The following is an 18589-nucleotide window of genomic DNA, read 5'->3' as shown; positions in this document are numbered from 1 at the left end:
TTTCGTTACGAGGTCAGGCGAGCCCAAGTTCACGGTCGATGAAGTCGAAGACGTCGTCGGCGGACGCGGCGTCGAACCGGACGGCGGCGTCGGCGTCAGGGGTGTCGTTGAGCCTGGCCAGCAGAGCCTGCAGGCGTCCGGAGATCCGGGTGCGCTCGATCTCGACCTGGTCCGGCTGGAGCGCGGCCACCGCCTGTTCCAGCCGGTCCAGTTCGGCGAGCACGGGGAGGACCTGCGCCCCGCCGTCCTGGCAGAGCTCCGAGCGGAGATACTCGGCGAGCGCGGTGGGGGTCGCGTGGTCGAACACCATGGTGGTGGGCAGTTTCCTGCCGGTCGCGGCGCTCAGCCTGGTGCGCAGGTCGACCGCGGCCACCGAGTCGAACCCGAGGTCGTCGAAGGCCCGGGCGGGGTCGACGGTCGCCGGGTCGTCGTAGCCGAGCAGGACCGCCACGTGCGAGCGGACCAGGTCGAGCAGCGCGTGGCCCTGCTCCGCGGGAGCCATGCCGGCCAGGCGTGACGCCAGTTCCTCCCCGCCGGACGCGCCGGACTCGGTATCGCCGTCGAGGACCGCACGGGCCTCGGACAGGGCGTCCAGCAGCGGGCGAGGACGGGCGAGCGTGTAGGTGGGCACGAAGCGCGGCCAGTCGAAGTCGGCCACCACCGGGTGGCTCTCGTCACGGCCGAGCACCTGCTCCAGGGCGCCGATCGCCAGCCTGGGCGGCATGGCGGGGGCTCCGATCCGCCGCATGACGGCGCTGAGCTCGGCGTCGACCATGCCGCCCTCCCAGGAGCCCCAGGCGATGGAGGTCGCCACGAGTCCACGTGATCTACGCAGGTGAGCGAGGCCGTCCAGGTAGGCGTTCGCGCTGGCGTAGGCGCTCTGTCCGGCGCTGCCCCAGATCGCGGCGCCGGAGGAGAACAGCACGAAGGCGTCGAGCGGCCGGTCGGCGAGTAGCTCGTGCAGATGGGCGGCTCCGAGGATCTTGGCCTGGCCGACCTCGGCGAACTCCTCCAGCGTGAGTTCGGGCAGCGAGGCGATCCGCTGCGACACACCGGCGGCGTGCACGACGGCCGTCAGCGGCAGGTCCTCGGGCACGGAGCCGAGCAGCCCGGCCAGCGCGTCGCGGTCGGCGACGTCGCATGCCGCCACCGTGACCCGGGTGCCGAGCGCGGACAGCTCGTCGGCCAGTTCCGCGGCGCCGGGGGCGGCGAGCCCCCGCCTGCTGGTGAGCACCAGATGTTCCGCGCCGTTGCCCGCCAGCATGCGTGCCACGTGGGCACCCAGTCCGCCGGTCCCCCCGGTGATCAGGACCGTCCCGCGCGGTCGCCAGGATCCTGCCCGGCCGGCCGGCGCGCGCACCAGCCGGCGGGCGAAGACACCGTCCGGGCGGATCGCGAGCTGGTCCTCGCGGCCGGCCCCGGACAGGACGTCGCACAGCCGGTTCACGGCCTGTCCGTCGGGGGCGACGGGCAGGTCGACGATCCCGCCCCAGGTGTCGGGGCTTTCCAGGGCGAGTCCGGTGGCCAGGCCCCAGATCGAGGTCAGGGAGGGGTCGACCGGCTCTCCGTCCACGGCCACCGCGGCGGAGGTGACACACCACAGGGGTGCGGTGATCCCGGCTTCCCCGAGTGCCTGCGCCAACGTGACCGTGTCGGCGCAGCCTCGGGTCAGCTCCGGGTGGTGCGGGTGCGGGCGATCGTCGAAGGCGAGCAGGGAGAGAACCCCCGCCGGGGCCTCCTGCGCCGCCAGCCGTACGGCGAGCTCCGCGCGGTCGTCACCGGCCACCTCGACGGGCACGACCCGTGCCCCCTGCGCGGCGAGTGCCTCCGTGATCGCGGCTATCGGCCGGTCCTCGCCTCCACCGGTGGGAACGGCGACGAGCCATGCCCCGTCGAGCCGTTCCCGTGGCGGCTCGGCCACCGGCTGCCACTCCACGCGGTACCGCCAGGAGTCGAGGACGGTCTGCTCCCGGTGCCGCAGCCGCCAGGCCGTCATCGCGGGTGCGACCTGGCCGAGCACGGACGCGTCGACGTCCATCTCGCCGGCCAGCGCGGCCACGTCCTCGCGGGCCAGTGCGGCCCAGAAGGCCGCGTCCGCCGGGTCTGCGGCCGGCTGTTCGGTGCTGTCCGCCCAGTAGTGGCGCCGCTGGAAGGCGTAGGCGGGCAGGTCCGCCCGTACGGCCCCGCTCCCGGCGAAGAACGCCCGCCAGTCCACCCGTGTGCCGTGGGCGTAGGCGAGGGCGAGCGCGGTGAGCAGTTCGGGCTCCTCGTCGCGATTACGGCGCAGCACCGACACGGAGGTCACGTCCTCGCCGGTCACACAGCCGGCGGCCATCGCCGAGAGCACCGCGTCCGGACCCAGCTCGACGAACGTCGTGACACCGGAGGACTCCAGCCACGCCACCCGATCGGTGAACCGGACCGCGTCCCGGACGTGCCGCACCCAGTACTCCGGATCCCGCGCCTCCGCCAGAGCGATCGGGACCGTCGGCGGGTGGTAGGTCAGCCCTTCGGCGACCGCCCGGAACTCCGCCAGCATCGGCTCCATCAGCACCGAATGGAACGCATGGGAGACCTTCAGCCGGGTCGTCTTACGGCCCTCGGCGGTGAACCGGGCGGCGATCTCCACCACCGCGTCCTCCACCCCCGAGATCACGACGGACCGCGGGCCGTTGACCGCCGCGATGCTCACCTTCTCGGTCACCAGCGGAAGCACTTCCTCCTCGGTGGCCTGGAGCGCGACCATCGCACCCCCGGCCGGGAGCGCCTGCATCAACCGGCCCCGAGCCGCCACCAACCGAGCCGCATCCTTTAAGGACAGCACCCCGGCCACATGCGCCGCGGCCAGCTCCCCGATCGAGTGGCCGGCCAGGTAGTCCGGCCGCACCCCCCACGATTCGACGAGCCGGAACAGCGCCACCTCGACCGCGAACGTCGCCGTCTGAGTGAACACCGTCTGATTCAGCAGCTCCGCGTCGGCGCCCCACATCACCTCACGCAGCGGGAGATCCAGGTGCCCGTCCAGCTCGGCGAGCACCTCGTCCAGCGCGTCGGCGAACACCGGGAAGGCCGCATACAACTCCCGGCCCATCCCCAACCGCTGCGCACCCTGACCGGTGAACAGAAAAGCCGTCAGCGCGTCCGGCCGTGCGACGCCCGTCGGCACGGAGGAGCTCTCAGCCGAGCCGTCGGCCAGCGCCCGCAGCCCGCGGAGGAGCTCATCGCGATCACGGGCGACCAGCACGGCGCGGTTCTCCAGCGGAGCCCGCGTGGTCGCCAGCGAGAATCCGATGTCGAGCGGGCGGAGCTCCGGCCGGGTCTCGACGTGCGCCACCAGCCTGGCCGCCTGATCGCGCAGGGCGGCGGCACTCCTTGCCGCGAGGGGCATCGGCACGACCGTGTCCCGAGCCGGCCCCGGGTCCACGGCGGCCTCGACCGGCGGGGCCTCCTCCACGATCACGTGGGCGTTGGTGCCGCTGAGGCCGAAGGAGGAGATGCCGGCGCGGCGGGGGCGCCCGAGTTCGGGCCAGGGGACCGCCTCGGTGAGCAGCCTGATGTTCCCGGCGGACCAGTCCACCTGCGGGGTCGGCTCGTCCACGTGCAGCGTCATGGGCAGCACCCCGTGGCGGATGGCCATGACCATCTTGATGATCCCGCCGACGCCCGCCGCGGCCTGCGCGTGGCCGATGTTCGACTTGAACGAGCCCAGCCAGAGCGGCCGGTCCTCCGGCCGGTCCTGACCATAGGTCGCCAGCAACGCCTGCGCCTCGATCGGATCGCCCAACCTCGTCCCCGTGCCGTGCGCCTCGACCGTGTCGATCTGGTCGGCGGACAGCTGGGCGCTCGCCAGTGCCTGCCGGATCACCCGCTGCTGCGACGGGCCGTTCGGCGCGGTCAGCCCGTTGGACGCGCCGTCGGAGTTCACCGCGCTGCCGCGGATGACGGCCAGCACCGGGTGCCCGTTGCGCTGGGCATCCGACAGCCGCTCGACGACCAGCACGCCGACGCCCTCGCTCCATCCGGTGCCGTCGGCCGCCGCGGCGAAGGACTTGCACCGGCCGTCGGGGGCCATCCCCCGTTCCTGGCTGAAACCGACGAAGGACACCGGGGTGGCCATCACGGTCACCCCGCCGGCCAGCGCAAGCGAGCACTCCTCCGCCCGAAGCGCCTGGATCGCCCAGTGCAGCGCGACCAGCGACGACGAGCACGCCGTATCGACGGTGACCGCAGGCCCCTCCAGGCCGAGGTTGTAGGCGACCCGGCCCGAGGCGACGCTGGCCAGACTGCCGATGTCCCCGCTCGCCGAGTAGTCGTGGTAGACGATCCCGGTGAAGACCCCGGTCCTGCTGCCCTTGAGCGACGTCGGGTCGATGCCCGCCCGCTCGATCGCCTCCCACGACGCCTCCAGCATCAGCCGCTGCTGGGGATCGGTCCCCTTTGCGTCCTTGGGGCTGATCTTGAAGAAGTCGGCGTCGAACTCGCCGGCGTCGTGCAGGAACCCGCCCTCTCTGGCGTACGTCTTGCCCGGTGTCGCCGGCTCGGGGTCGTACAGCGCCTCGACGTCCCAGCCACGGTCGTCAGGGAAGGGTGTGACGCCCTCCCTGCCCGAGGCGACCAGATCCCACAGCTCCTCCGGCGAGCTGATGCCGCCGGGGAAGCGGCAGCTCATCGAGACGATCGCGATCGGCTCGTGCTGCCTGTCCTCCACATCGCGCAGCCGCCGCCGGGTCTGCTGGAGTTCCGTGGTGGCGCGCTTGAGGTATTCCCGCAGCTTCTCGTCGTTCCCCATCGAATCCCTCAACCCATCTCTGGCGTTCGTACTACGAGATTCCGAGTTCACTGTCGAGAACCTCGAACAGCTCGTCGTCGGTGGCCGATCCGTAGTCGTGATCGGGCTCTTCCTGCGTGGACCCGCCGTGCGCGTCACGCCATCCGCGCAGCAGCGCCTCCAGCCTCGCGGTGACCCTGGTGAGGTCGGCCTCGGCCGGCGAGAGCTCGGACAGCGCCGCCTCCAGTCGCTCGACCTCTCCGAGCACCGGCTGGAGCGGGTCGGCGGACTCCGGGTCGAGCGCGGCGGCGATGTGCTCCGCTACCACCCGAGACGTCGGGTAGTCGAAGATCAGGGTCACCGGGAGCGTGACCCCCGTGACGGCCTCCAGCCGTTTGCGCAGTTCCACTGCGGAGAGCGAGTCGAAGCCCAGCTCCTGGAAGGCGCGGTCGGGTTCCACCTCGTCCACGGACGCATGTCCGAGGACCCCCACGACGTATGTCCGCACGACCTCCAGCAGGATCCTGTCGCGCTCGTCCCCGGTACGCCCGGCCAGACGTTCGCGGAGATCGGCGGCGGCCTGGGCGAACCGGTCGGCGCCCGGCTCCGTGCCGTCGGTGCCAGGCGGCGGATACTCCGCCGGCACCTGGGCGAGGTCCGACATGCCCGCCGGCGACAACGCCGTGAGCCAGTACGGCCGGCGCTGGAAGGCGTAGGTGGGCAGGTCCACCACGCGCGCCGCGCTGCCGTCGTAGAACGCCTCCCAGTCCACGGAGGTGCCGCGGGCGTGAGCACGGGCCAGCGCGGAGACCAGTTCGTGTTTCTCGTCGCGGTTGCGGCGCAGCACCGGGACGAAGGCCGTGCTCTCGCCGGTGGCGCTGTCGGCGGCCATCGCCGACAGCACCGCGTCCGGACCCAGCTCGACGAACGTCACAGCCCCGCGCTCCGCCAGCCACGCCACCCGATCGGTGAACCGGACCGCGTCACGGACATGCCGCACCCAGTACTCCGGATCCCGCACCTCCGCCAACGCGATCGGGACCGTCGGCGGGTGATAGGTCAACCCTTCGGCCACCGCCCGGAACTCGGCCAGCATCGGCTCCATCAGAACCGAATGGAACGCGTGGGAGACCTTCAGCCGGGTCGTCTTACGGCCCTCGGCGGTGAACCGGGCGGCGATCTCCACCACCGCGTCCTCCACCCCCGAGATCACGACGGACCGCGGGCCGTTGACCGCCGCGATGCTCACCTTCTCGGTCACCAGCGGAAGCACTTCCTCCTCGGTCGCCTGGATCGCGACCATCGCACCCCCGGCCGGGAGCGCCTGCATCAACCGGCCCCGAGCCGCCACCAGCGCGCACGCATCCGGCAGCGACAACACCCCCGCCACATGGGACGCCGCCAACTCCCCGATCGAATGCCCCGCCAGATAATCCGGCCGCACGCCCCACGACTCGAACAGCCGGAACAGCGCCACCTCGACCGCGAACGTCGCCGTCTGGGTATAGACCGTCTGATTCAGCAGCTCAGCGTCCTGCCCCCACATCACCTCACGCAGCGGGAGATCCAGGTGCCCGTCGAGCTCGGCCAGCACCGCGTCCAACGCCTGGGCAAAAGCCGGGAAGTGCGCGTGAAGGTCCTGGCCCATGCCGAGCCGTTGGGCACCCTGGCCGGTGAACAGGAACGCCGTCCGCCCGCCCGTGGCCACACCGGACACCGCACCGGGTCCGCCGTCGCGGGCCACGGCCAGGCCGTCCAGCAGCTCCTGCCGGTCACCGGCCACCACCACCGCACGGTGCTCCAGCGCGGCACGGGTCGTGGCGAGCGAGAGGCCGACGTCGGTCAGGCCCAGCTCCGGCCGCCGTTCGAGATGCGTCAGCATCCGATCGAGCTGCGCCGTCAGCCCGGCCGCGCTCTTGGCCGAGACCACCACCGGCACCACCGGCAGAGCCACGCCCGCGGTCTCCCGCTCCGGCTCCGGCTCGTCCTCGGGATCCTCGATGATCACGTGGGCGTTGGTGCCGCTCAGCCCGAACGACGAGATGCCCGCCCGCCGGGGCCGACCGGTCTCGGGCCAGGGGACCGCCTCGGTGAGCAGCTTCACGTTCCCCGCCGACCAGTCCACCTGCGGCGTCGGCTCGTCCACGTGCAACGTCCTGGGCAGCACCCCATGACGCATGGCCATGACCATCTTGATGATCCCGGCCACACCCGCCGCCGCCTGGGTGTGACCCATGTTCGACTTGATCGACCCCAGCCAGAGCGGCCGGTCCTCGGGCCGGTCCTGCCCGTAGGTCCCCACCAGCGCCTGCGCCTCGATCGGGTCGCCCAGCTTCGTACCGGTGCCGTGCGCCTCGACCGCGTCGATCTCCGACGCCGACAGTCGGGCACTGGAGAGCGCCTGGCGGATCACCCGCTGCTGCGACGGGCCGTTCGGTGCGGTGAACCCGCTCGACGCGCCGTCCTGGTTGATCGCGCTGCCCTTGATGACCGCGAGCACGGGATGTCCCTTGCGCCGGGCGTCGGACAGCCGTTCCAGGACCAGCATGCCGGCGCCCTCGGAGCAGCCCATGCCGTCCGTCGCCGCCGAGAAGGACTTGCACCGGCCGTCTCTGGCGAGACCGCCCTGCGTACTGAAATAGACGAACATCTCCGGCAGCGACATGACGGTCACGCCACCGGCCAGCGCCAGCGTGCAGTCTCCTCGGCCGATCGCCTGGCAGGCCATGTGCAGGGCCACCAGGGAGGAGGAGCAGGCCGTGTCCACCGACACCGCCGGCCCCTCCAGCCCCAGCGTGTAGGAGACCCGGCCGGTGACCAGACTGCCCGCACTGGTACTGCCGGCCTCCTTGCCCAGGCCGTAGTCGTGGTACATCACCCCGGCGAACACGCCCGTCCTGCTGCCCTTCAGCGACGACGGGTCGATACCGGCCCGCTCGATCGCCTCCCAGGACGTCTCCAGCAGCAACCGCTGCTGGGGATCCATGACCAGGGCCTCGTTCGGGCTGATCCCGAAGAAGCCCGGGTCGAACTCCGCCGCGTCGTGCAGGAAGCCGCCCTCACGCGCGTAGGTCTTGCCCGGCCTGCCGGGCTCGGGGTCGTAGACCGCCTCGTCCCAGCCGCGGTCGGCGGGAAACTCCGAGACGGCGTCCACGCCGCCGTCCACCAGCCGCCACAGGTCCTCGGGTGAGGTCACTCCACCCGGATACCGGCAGGCCATCCCCACGATCGCGATCGCGTCGTCGTCCGGTTTCCGTGCGGCTTCGGCAAGACACCTGCGAGCCTCGCGCAGGTCGGCGAGTGTTCGCTTGAGGTACTTGAGCAGCCTTTCCTCTTCTTCGGTCACCGACGACCATCCCTTACTCAGTCGGCACTTGAACGGACGCGCACACCACCGTCACGTGCGGTCGGGTGCGTCCACGCGTTGTCCGGGAACGGGCGGGAACGCGGGGACCGGGTTGAGCAGGTCCCCGAGTTCCGGGTACTGCGCGAGCGCCTCTTCCGCGCTGAGCGGAGGCCGGCGCGGACCGCGCATGACGGCCCACATGATCGGGGGCGCCATCATCTCGCTGGGCTGCGCGCTCAGTGCGGTGACCGCGTAGGTCGCCGACGCGACCATGGGGTTCTCCGCCGCGGTGCGCGCGAAGCGCACGTTGAAGCGTCGCATCATCGAATCCGTCATGCCGGCGACGTCGAGGCCCAGCACGCGCTTGCCGGTCAGGTTGGTCTCGACCTGCGGGAACCACCGGTCGTTGCCGATGGCCATCTGCCAGGGCCACTCCCCTGCCTTGATCACGGCCGTCTGCACGGAGCGGGACAGCCCGGGCCTGAGCCCGCCGCCCTCCAGCCCTTCGTGCAGCGCCTGCGCGCCGAAGGCGGCCATGGACATGCCGGTCGCGTAGTTCGGGCTGAGCACCATCGCCGCGTCACCGATGGCCACGAATCCCTCGGGCACCGGCAGGCGGTCGAAGTACTTGCGCCGGTCCGCCATGGCCCGCGACGCCCTGATCGGGGTGAGCGGGCGGGCGAGGGACAGCAGGTCGGCGATGATGGGGTGGCGCAGCCGCTTGGCGTACGCCATGAACCCTTCCTCGTCGCTCGGCGGGGTGTCGCCGCGGGTGCCCATGAGCGTGACGATCCAGCGACGGCCCTCCTGGAGCATCAGCGCGGCGCCGCGTCCGGGTTGGCCGGTGCCGGGCTCGGTCTGCATCAGGACCCCGGGGAAGTCCTCCCGGGTGCCCTCGGGAACCTCGTAGAACCGCCCCGCGTAGGAGAGCCCGGCGTCGACGAACTCCTCCTCGACCGCGGGCAGGCCCAGTTCGGCGAGCCACTGGGGGGCCTTGGACCGGCTCCCGGTGGCGTCCACCACGAAATCGGCGGTGATCTCCGCCGGGCTCTCCTGGCCCTGCTCGAACCGGACACCGCGCACCCGGCCGGCGTCGCCGACGAGCCCGACGACCTTGGCCGACTCGATGACCTTGATCTTCTCGTCGCGGAACGCCTGGGCGCGGACCACGTGGTCGACCAGCGGCCGGGTGCAGTTGATCACGTAGGCGTCGCTGTCCACCCGCCGGAACCAGCCCTGCGCGGACAGCGTCACCAGCTGGCCGATCTTCCGGTGGTAGGCACCGGCCGCGTAGAGCAGCGCCGTGGTTCCGGGCAGCAGCTCGTCGATCGCGGCGGCCCCGCCGCCCATCAGCATGTGGTTGTGCTGCGCCTGCGGCACACCCTTGCGTGAACGCGGCGAGTCGGGATAGCGGTCGCCTTCCAGGATGACGACCTCGTCCACGTACCTGGCGAGTACCGACGCGGCCAGGGCCCCCGCCAACCCGCCACCGAGCACAACGGCGCGTGTCATCGGTTGCTACCTGCCTCCGCGGCGCGCCGCTGGGCCTCCTGAGCCAGCGCGGCGAAGGTGTGGTGCATGTCGCGGCGCATGGACTTCAGCCAGAACAGCCGGAACACCGGACCGAACGGACCGTGCACCTGCACGCTCTTGCCGACCCGCACCTGACCGGCCCCCACCGGCTCGAACGTGGCGGTGATGCACATCTTGCCGAACGGCATCGCGGACTCGGTGGCATAGGACCGCTCGTGCTCGACCTTCGTGACTGTGAACGGGCCCTTGGTGCTCTTGGGTGTGTTGGGCAGGATGGTCCAGCCGGACGAACCGGGCGCGAAGGGACCCTCGAAGCCGGAGTCCACCAGGTGCGGGTCCCATGCCGACCAGGACGCCGCATCGATCGCCGTCTGCCAGATCGATGACAGCTCGCCGTTGATCGTGGCTGATTCGGAAAACGCCAACATCGGAATCTCCTGTGTGCTCGTTACCGCCCGGGGGCGGGGGCGGGGGGCGCTTGCATGTCGGTCATGATCACGTAGTCGGAGACATCCGTGGTGTTCGGCTCGATCCGTCCCAGCGCTTCCTTGATCGGTACGGCCAGCCGCTCCTGCTTGGCGGCGTCGCCGGCCTCGCGGCGTCCGGCGAACTCGGGGATGACCTCGCTGCCGAACAGCTCCAGCGCCTCGCAGATGTGCTCGTGCTTGGTGGTGCCGATCTGCGTCTGGAAGATGATCTGGTCGACGCCCGCGTCCTCGTAGGCCCGGATCATGTCCTTGAGCTGGCTGGGCGTTCCGATGCCCATGCGGAGCGAGTCGATCCTGGCCTTGAGCTCCGGGTTCAGGTCGACGTTCGAATTCCTGGTCAGGCCGACCATTTCCCGGGCCTGCGCGAATTCCGCGGCGAGGTCCGTCTTTCCCGGGTAGTGCTGGCCGTTGAGGTAGTAATGCATGAATCCGTAGAAGAGGGAATAGGCTCCGTCGAGGCCCCGGTCGAGTGCCGTCTCCGCGTCGGAGTGGCACATGAACGGCATGACCACACTGAAGTTCGGGTTCACCGCCTTGCCGATGGGCACGCACTCGTCGGAGGCGATCAGCTCGTAATAGGAGCGGACCCATTCCGCGGCCTCTTCGACGGTGATGAACGCCAGGGAAAGGGCGCCCATCCCGTAGCGGGCGGCCGCCGCGATGGTCTCCGGGGAACTGCACGCGACCCAGAGCGGGGGGTGCGGCTTCTGCTTGGGCTTGGGGAGCACGTTACGCGGCGGCATGTCGATCCACTGGCCCTGGTGGCCGGTGAACGGCACCTCCGTGAGCATGCGGGTGATGACGGTGATCGCCTCGCGCCACTGCTCGCGCTTGGTGGCCCGCTCGACCCCGAAGCCACCGAGTTCGTGCTGCGTGCTGCCCTGCCCGGAGCCGAAGTCGACCCGGCCGCCCGAGACGAGGTCCAGCATGGCCAGCCGCTCGGCGACGCGGGCCGGGTGGTTCACGGCCGGCGGGAGGGTGACGATGCCGTGGGCCAGCCGGATCCTCTCGGTCTTGGCGGCCGCCGCGGCGAGGAGCACCTCGGGGGCCGAGGAGTGTGAGTACTCGTCCAGGAAGTGGTGCTCGGTCGCCCAGACGTAGTCGAAGCCCACCCGGTCGGCCAGCTCGATCTGCTCCAGCGCCTCACGGATGACCTTTTCCTCGCTGCCCTCCGTCCACGGACGGGGAACCTGGAGGTGGTAGAGAAGTCCAAATCGCATATTAACTCCCGTGTCGCCTGATCTACCCGCGGTGCCCGAGATGGCGCCTTAGTGAGTATTTGTTTGTGGGATATGTCGGCACAAGGGCCGAGCGGATTGCTAGGACGATGGGGCGGGAATGTTAGGGGCCGGTAGGGGTTATTTCCTGCCCACGCGAATTCGGGCGCCAAGAAGCGCCGGCGTGATTCCCGCGAAAAAGCCGGTTGTTTCAGCGGATGGGTGTGTGAAAACCTCGCTGGTACCAGAGCAGGGCGTCGCGCGGCCTCCCCATCCGCACCTCGGCAAGCGCGCCGACGAGCAGGTCGTGGTCGCCGATCGGCACCGCGTCCCAGGTGATGCAGCGGAACGAGGCGTTCGCGTCGGGCAGGCACGGCAGCGCCGAGCCCGGCCACTCGTCGAAGTCGCCGTCCGCGAACCGGTCCACCCCGTGGGTGGCGAACTTCTGTGCGAGGTCCCGGTGCCGGTCGCCGAGCACGTTGATCACGAACTCGCGGGAGGAGAGCAGGGCCTGGTGGCAGCTCGACGTTCGCGCCACCCCGACCAGCACGAGTGGGGGGTCCATCGAGCCCGAGGTCACCGAACTGGCGGTGAACCCCCAGCGGCGGCCGTCTTGGTCCAGTGTGGTGATGATGGTGATGGGCGCGGCGATCAGCGTCATCGCGTCACGGAACTGCTGCCCATCGACCAGTGATTCGGTGTGTGGCGCCGGTATGGTCACGAGTCGCCTTCCGTCCGGGTTGGTATGCGGCTCAACGGAAACTGCCGCGCCGCCGTACCGGGTGGCATCCCGCCACCCCCGCAGGGGAGAGCGGGACACGACGCCGGCATGGCTACGGCCCGGCAAGGTCGCCGTTGATCCCACCGGGCACATTGAGTGTCATCTGGGGCATCCTGCGCAAATAACCCCTTCTCCTCCCCTATGCGGACCCGGCTACCTGGAGCCGTGCGAGGGCCGCACCGTTGCCCCGGTCTGGGGACAGGTCAGCCCACCGCGGCCGGCCTGCCCGCCGAGCAGGGAGACCGTCGATCGGAGCACCCCGGCCGTGAACGTCGCCACCGGCCCCTGCTCGCGCGGTCGCCTCCGAGGCCGAGAGGATCGCGATGGTGGTGGTTGTGCAGCGCGGGACGTTGCCGAAGGAGGTACGGGTGACCTTCTCGCCTGCGACGCCGCGAACAGGCCGACGATCTTGATCTGCGGCAACCACCCCCTCTTCCCCTGACCAACCGGACGTTCCTGCGGCGACGCTCGTGGCAGAGGGCACGTGTGGCGGATGGCGGAGGAGTGCAGGGGCGGCTGTACCGACGTGCGGAGAACAGGCCGGGTGGGGTTGGTAACTGCTCAGGGTTGAGTTGACTCTAGTGTGCGTTGCAGCCGCTGAGCGGGTGTTACGTTCACTGTGTGAACCTCAAGGAAGGGGCGGTGGCGAACGGGGTGCACCCGCATACCGCCTATCGCTGGTTCCGTGAGGGCACGCTGCCGGTGCCCGCCGAGCGGGTACAGCGCATGATCCTGGTGAACATCGAGGCGAACTCTTCCTCACCGCCCGTGACGGGTGGTGTGGGGTTGTATGCCCGGGTGTCGTCGCATGATCAGAAGTCGGATCTTGAGCGGCAGGTCTCCCGGTTGGCCCAGTGGGCCGCGCGGGGCGGTCACCGGGTGGTGCGGATCGAGGCTGAGACCGGCTCCGGGATGAACGGCGGCCGTGCGAAGGCGAAGCGGCTGCTGGCCGATCCGGACGTGACCACGGTGGTCGTGGAGCACAAGGACCGGCTCGGGCGGATGAACGTAGAGCTGATCGAAGCCGCCCTGTCGGCCACGGGCCGGCGCCTGGTCGTGCTGGATGACGGTGAGGTCGAAGACGATCTGGTGCGCGACATGGTGGAGGTCTTGACCTTGTTCTGTGTCCGCCTGTACGGCCGCCGCTCCGCGAAGAACCGGGCCCGGGCCGCTCTGGAAGCAGCGGCGGCCGGTGGCTGAGCCCAGTAGGCGACTTCGCACCGTCGCGCCGTCGTTCGTCGCTGTCGGCCCGTCGGGTGTGTCGATACGCGACCGCCTCAAGAACCTGACCCCGCAGGATGAGAAGGTACTGAGTCTGCTCGGCGCGCATCTGGGGTCGCTGGCGTCGAAGGACCTCAAGGCGCGCTGTGCTGATGGGCTGGAGCACTCCGCCACCACGTGGGCGGGACGCAAGCGGGATTTGACCGCCGTGTCGTCGTCTCGCTGGGCCGGGAGCATCACGAAGGCGACACACGATCAGTGGGCGCTCGCCCGGCGCGGGCAGGCCGCGCATCTGCAGGTGCTGGAGGCCGGTGCCGCGACTGTCGCGCACCGCCTGTCGTTACCCATCGGCTCCAAGGGCTCCAAGCGGGCCCCGGTGGTTACCGGTCCAAGGGCGAGTGGTTCCACAAGAGGCGTCGTCTGCACATCCTCCAGGGTCGCCTCGCCGAGGTTTCGGCGGAGCGTGAGGCCGGTGTCGTGCACGTGGCGCGGGGTGGGCGCAAGCTGCTCAACACCCGGCACAACCTGGATGCGGCCCGGCTCACCGAGCCCCAGTGGCGTGAGAAGTGGGAGACGGTTCGCTGGTTTTTGTCCGCTGAGGGGGAGTCAGGCAAGCGGTTCGGCAACGAGACGATCCGGATCACGCCCGAAGGTGAGGTCAGCATCAAGCTGCCCGCGCCGCTCGCTGATCTGGCGAACGCCAAGCACGGCCGGTACACGCTGGCCGCGAAGGTGTCGTTTTCGCACCGGGGCACCGAGTGGGCCGACCGGGTGGAAGCCAACCGGGCTGTGGCCTACCGCATCCACCATGACGTGGCCCGGCAGCGCTGGTATGTGGACGCGTCCTGGACTTTCCCCGTCGTCGCCGATGTCTCGATGCAGAGCGCGCTCGCTCGGGGCGTGATCGGCGTGGACACCAATGCCGACCACCTCGCCGCCTGGCGGCTCGACCCGCGTGGCAACCCGGTCGGGCAGCCCCGCCGGTTCTTCTACGACCTGTCTGGCACCGCCGATCACCGTGACGCCCAAGTGCGGCACGCCCTGTCTCGGCTGCTGAACTGGGCACGGACCTGCGGCGTTGCCGCCATCGCGGTCGAGGATCTGGACTTCGATGACGCCAAGACACGGGAAAAGCACGGCCGTAAACGCCGCTTCCGACAGCTCATCTCCGGCATGCCCACGGGTAAGCTCCGCGCTCGCCTCATCTCGATGGCCGATGCCATCGGTATCGCGATCATCGCCGTCGATCCGGCGTACACCAGCAGGTGGGGAGCGCAGCACTGGCAAAAACCCATGCACACCCCCACCCGAAAGACCAGCCGGCACGATGCTGCGAGCATCGCCATCGGCCGGCGCGCCCAAGGGCACCCGATCCGGCGACGGACGGCACCGCCCCGTAACGACCAGAGCGATCGTTGCGGGCATCGGACCGTCCAGGCCCGACCGGAGACTCTTGGGCGTGAGGAAACCCGCCGCCCCGTCACGGACCGTGCACACGATGCACACGCCCGGACGGGGACACAACCACGTACGCGGGCGACCAGTGCATCCACAACCGTTCGGGATGCGCGCAGCGATCAGGGAGGGGTCCACGACTCACTCCTGCTTACTGATCAGGAACGGTTAAAGGCTCCGCAGGTCGCGCACCCGCAGGCCGAAGGCGGACAGGCCCTGCTCGTGGTGCTCGATCAGGTCGAGACGGCGGTAGAAGGCGTGGTTCGCGGGGCCTTCCGGGGTGGATTCGTGGTCGGTGGTAAGAACGAAGTAGCGGCAATGCGCGTATCGGTCCTTGAGGTGCTCCAGCAACCGGCGGCCGATGCCTTCGCCGTGGTGTCGGGCGTTGACCAGCAACTCCTGCACATAGCAGACGATCTCGTCGTCGGACACCGTCCGCGCCAGGCCGAGCAGCCTGCCCGACTCGTCCCTGGCGGTGATGACCAGGTGCGAGTTGGCCAGGCTCCGGCACACCCGGGCGACGTCGCGCGTCCAAGGGTGCCAGCCGACCGAGTCGTAGAGCTCAAACACCTCGTCCTCGTCGAACGACGTCTCCTGCGTGATGATCACCAATTACGGGGTTCCCTGATGTTCTCGGCGTGGAGTGACGCGTCCGAGCCTATTCAGTGGAGGGCCCACCCGCAGGGGACTCGCGGATGCGTACGCGACCGGCAGTCCGGCCTACCTCCCGGGCGCGGGCGCCCCGATGGTTCTTCGGGCGCACGGTCCCTTCGGCGGCCTTCAGCTGAGCTGTTCGGCCAGTCCGACGATGATGCCCTCGGGGCCGCGGACATAGCAGAGCCGGTAGCTGTCCTCGTACTGCGCCAGCTCGCCGACGAGTTCGGCGCCGTGGGTGCGCAGGCGGGCAACGACGTCCTCGATGTCGTCGACGGCGAACATGATGCGACGGATGCCCAGCGTGTTCACCGGTGCGTCCTTCGGCTCGGCGCTGATCGCCTTCGGCGTGTGGAACATCGCCAGTTCGATTCGGCCGTGGCCGTCCGGGGTCCGCAGCATTGCGACGTCCTGTCGGACGTCGTCGATCCCGATGACATGTTCCACCCAACGTCCCTCGATCGGCATCTTTCCCTCCAGCTCCATGCCAAGTTCGACGAAGAATGAAATGACAGCGTCAAGGTCGTCGACAACGATGAGGACGTTGTCCATCCGCTGGATCGTCATGCTGGGTTCTCCTTGGTGCGGTACGGCCACGGCGGCCGCATCCATTCTGAGACGGAGCTGCCAGGCCGTTCTCGACATCCTCCGCACCATCTTCTTCGAGGGCACCGGCCAGTGCGGTGATCGCGGAACGCATGCCCTCGGGTGAGCTGGAACGGCCACGGAAGAGGGCGACCATCTGGCTGGCACCTGGTGGAGGCCGCCGGTGGCCGGGCAGGACCACCGCCCTGCCCGGCCACCGACGTGCCCATGTGGACATGCCGCCATGGACTGCTACCGGCGCGGCTCGTGTCAGTCGGTGCGGGCGATGTCCAGTTCCCGTTCCCGGATGGACTTGCTGCTGCTTCGCAGGGAGCGCAAGGCACCGCCGATCACCGGGAGCCGGAGGCCGCGCGCCATGACCGGCCGGAGAGCGATCTGCCGCTGGTTGCCGGGGGTGAAGAAATACCGTTGTTCGACGCCGTTGGCCTGGTAGTAGGTCATGTGCGGGCGGAGCTGTGCCTCCCAGGCGTGCAGCGCGCCGCGGATGTCGCCGGGGTGACGGTGCAGCATGCCGGCGAGCAGGTCGGCTCCGGCGAGGGCGGCGGAGATCCCCATGGCCGCGTACAGGCTGGGGCACCACGCGGAGTCGCCGACCAGCACGACCCGGCCGTGCGACCAGGCGTCCATGCGGGATTGCTCCACTGAGTCGAACAAGAACTCGCCGGCGGTGTCGAGCGCGTCAAGCGCCTCGCCGAGCAACCGGCCCATGGGCTGAGGTCCGTACGCGGCGCGGACCTGTTCGGCGGGCCGGCCGGTGAACTCGGCGTCGATGTCGTCGGTGCGGTACGAGAAGAGCACGGTGGGCGGGTGGTCGGCGAACGGAAAGACCCACATGGCCCGGCCGGGCTCGAAGAGGCTCGCTCCTTCGTGCGGGAGGAGACCGCCGATCGGGCCCGGCAGCATCGTCGCCGCGATCATGTAGCCGAGCCGATGCAGATATCTGTGGTGCGGGCCGAAGACGAGACGCCGGACCGTGGACCGCAACCCGTCGGCGCCCACGACGAGGTCGAATCGCTCGGTCACGGATCCACCGTCGTGTTCGAGCGTCACGTCGACGCCGGAGGCGTCCTGCTCGATGCGGGTGGGGGTCGTCGCGTAGCGGATCTCCACGTCGTGCGGGAGCGCGGCGAAGGCGGCCCGTTCCACGTCGCCACGCAGCATCGTACGAGGTGAGACCGGCAGATCCTCCAACCCCAGGCCGGGTTTGCGGACGCCGGCGCGATCCACCGTGTAGGTGATGCCGCCGGGCGGCGATCGGTCGGGGAGGGCGTCGAGAATGCCGAGCCGCCGCGCCGCGGCCTGGCCGGCGCCGAACAACATGACGAAGTAACCACCCGATCGACGGCCCGGCGCTCTTTCCACGATCACCGGATCCCAGCCGATGCGCTGGAGGCCGATCGCCGTGGCGATGCCGCTGACGCCGAGACCCACGACCAGGGCCCGTCTCCTGCCGCTGCTCAACGAAGTCATGATTTCCTTCAGGGGACGAAAACGATGCGGTCGTCGGTCTGGGCGGTCCACGCCTGCGTGACCTGGGCGAGGGGTATGGCGCGGGCCCGTACGTCGATCGCGCCCGCGGCCACTGCCGAGGCCAGCTCCGGCAGCTCGGCGAGGAAGTCCCGGGCGGGGACCGAGCCGATGCCGCTGCCGACGATCTGCAGGCGGGCCGAGCGCAGCGCCGCGGAGGGGATCGACGCGCTCTGGCCGGCGACGGATCCGAGCTGGATCCAGGCCAGCGGGGCGGTGCGGTCGGCGCGGGCGGTGAGCAGCGGGATCATGGCGCCGGCGGTGGGTTCACCCCACACGTAGTCGATGACCACGTCGACGTCGGCCGCGCGGCCGATCTGATCGAAGGTGATCGTCTCGTCGGCGCCGAGCGCGGTCAGCGCCTTCAGGCGGGTGGCGTCTCGGCCGGCGGCGATGACCTGGGCGGCGCCGAACAGCTTGGCGATCTGGACCGCCATCCGTCCGGCGTTGCCGGTGGCGCCGAGGACGAGGACGCGCTGGCCGGCGTGGAAGCCGACGCGCCGGCGCAGCGCGACCCAGGACGACATGGCCGGGTTCATCGCGGCGGCGATCCGCACCGGGTCGATGTCGTCGGGCAGGATCACGCTGCGGCGGGGGTCGATGAGGGTGCGGTCGGCGAACGTCCCCAGGGCTGTGTCGTCCAGGACCGCGTAGCGGAGGTTGCCCTCCTTGTCGCGTACGACGCCGTCGACGCCGGGGACCAGCGGATACATCCCATTGCTGGAGTAGTGCGAGCCGTTCGCCTTGGACCTGGTCAGATGGTGCAGGCCGGCCGCGAGGACCTCGACGACCAGCTCGTCGCCGTGGCGTGGCGCGGGATCGGGATGGTCGCGATAGACCGGCGGGGCATCGGCCGCTGATATGACGGCAGCGTGCATGGTGGCCTCCAAAGATGGTTGGAACTTCCAACAACCATAATGGTTGGAAGTTCCAACCATGTCAACCACACAGGGCGCGCTCGGGATCGGGTCGCGAGGCGTCTCCGGCCTTCCT

Annotated in this window: 12 protein-coding genes and 1 pseudogene; 1 reads left to right on the top strand and 12 read right to left on the bottom strand. The window is 70.1% G+C overall.

Features of this window, described 5'->3' with window-relative positions:
• Positions 1–13: 13 nt before the first annotated feature.
• From OHA77_RS28905 to OHA77_RS28875, 7 genes and pseudogenes are all read right to left on the bottom strand, one after another.
• Positions 14–4789 (bottom strand): type I polyketide synthase, encoded by a 4776-nt coding sequence (locus OHA77_RS28905; RefSeq protein WP_406312546.1) that lies wholly within the window; start codon positions 4787–4789, stop codon positions 14–16.
• A gap of 31 nt (positions 4790–4820) precedes the next feature.
• Positions 4821–8114, bottom strand: a pseudogene (locus OHA77_RS28900) (type I polyketide synthase); the annotation flags it as partial.
• A 51-nt stretch (positions 8115–8165) separates the two neighbouring features.
• Positions 8166–9626, bottom strand: coding sequence for an NAD(P)/FAD-dependent oxidoreductase (locus tag OHA77_RS28895; RefSeq protein WP_406312545.1), 1461 nt, complete (start codon positions 9624–9626; stop codon positions 8166–8168).
• On the bottom strand, positions 9623–10075 hold the full coding sequence (locus tag OHA77_RS28890) for an SRPBCC family protein (RefSeq protein WP_326825043.1): 453 nt from the start codon (positions 10073–10075) through the stop codon (positions 9623–9625). Before OHA77_RS28890 ends, OHA77_RS28895 begins: the two co-directional genes overlap by 4 nt.
• 20 nt (positions 10076–10095) lie before the next feature.
• On the bottom strand, positions 10096–11355 hold the full coding sequence (locus OHA77_RS28885) for an LLM class flavin-dependent oxidoreductase (protein ID WP_406312544.1): 1260 nt from the start codon (positions 11353–11355) through the stop codon (positions 10096–10098).
• 208 nt (positions 11356–11563) lie between these two features.
• On the bottom strand, positions 11564–12073 hold the full coding sequence (locus OHA77_RS28880; protein WP_406312543.1) for a flavin reductase family protein: 510 nt from the start codon (positions 12071–12073) through the stop codon (positions 11564–11566).
• Between the two features lie 213 nt (positions 12074–12286).
• Entirely contained in the window at positions 12287–12412 is a 126-nt protein-coding gene (locus OHA77_RS28875) for a hypothetical protein (protein ID WP_406312542.1), read from the bottom strand.
• Between the two features lie 342 nt (positions 12413–12754).
• Between OHA77_RS28875 and OHA77_RS28870 the strand changes: the two genes are divergently transcribed.
• Positions 12755–13333, top strand: a complete 579-nt coding sequence (locus OHA77_RS28870) for an IS607 family transposase (protein ID WP_406312540.1) — start codon at positions 12755–12757, stop codon at positions 13331–13333.
• A 627-nt stretch (positions 13334–13960) separates the two neighbouring features.
• Here the strand turns inward: OHA77_RS28870 and OHA77_RS28865 are convergent.
• The 5 genes from OHA77_RS28865 to OHA77_RS28845 all read right to left on the bottom strand — a co-directional run bounded on the left by OHA77_RS28865 (position 13961) and on the right by OHA77_RS28845 (position 18474).
• A complete protein-coding gene (locus OHA77_RS28865; protein ID WP_406312539.1) occupies positions 13961–14779 on the bottom strand; it encodes a hypothetical protein in 819 nt (272 codons plus the stop codon).
• Between the two features lie 198 nt (positions 14780–14977).
• Positions 14978–15418: a GNAT family N-acetyltransferase gene (locus tag OHA77_RS28860; protein WP_406312538.1), complete on the bottom strand. Its 441-nt coding sequence runs from the start codon at positions 15416–15418 to the stop codon at positions 14978–14980.
• 171 nt (positions 15419–15589) lie between these two features.
• A complete protein-coding gene (locus OHA77_RS28855; RefSeq protein ID WP_326825047.1) occupies positions 15590–16030 on the bottom strand; it encodes a VOC family protein in 441 nt (146 codons plus the stop codon).
• Positions 16031–16318: 288 nt separating this feature from the next.
• On the bottom strand, positions 16319–17539 hold the full coding sequence (locus OHA77_RS28850; RefSeq protein ID WP_406312536.1) for an FAD-dependent monooxygenase: 1221 nt from the start codon (positions 17537–17539) through the stop codon (positions 16319–16321).
• 8 nt (positions 17540–17547) lie between these two features.
• Positions 17548–18474, bottom strand: coding sequence for a zinc-binding alcohol dehydrogenase family protein (locus OHA77_RS28845; protein WP_406312535.1), 927 nt, complete (start codon positions 18472–18474; stop codon positions 17548–17550).
• Positions 18475–18589 lie beyond the last annotated feature (115 nt).

It is taken from the genome of Streptosporangium sp. NBC_01639, assembly GCF_045209755.1.
In the GTDB taxonomy this organism is placed as follows: Bacteria; Actinomycetota; Actinomycetes; order Streptosporangiales; family Streptosporangiaceae; genus Streptosporangium.
This window is presented reverse-complemented; position numbering and strand designations above follow the sequence as displayed.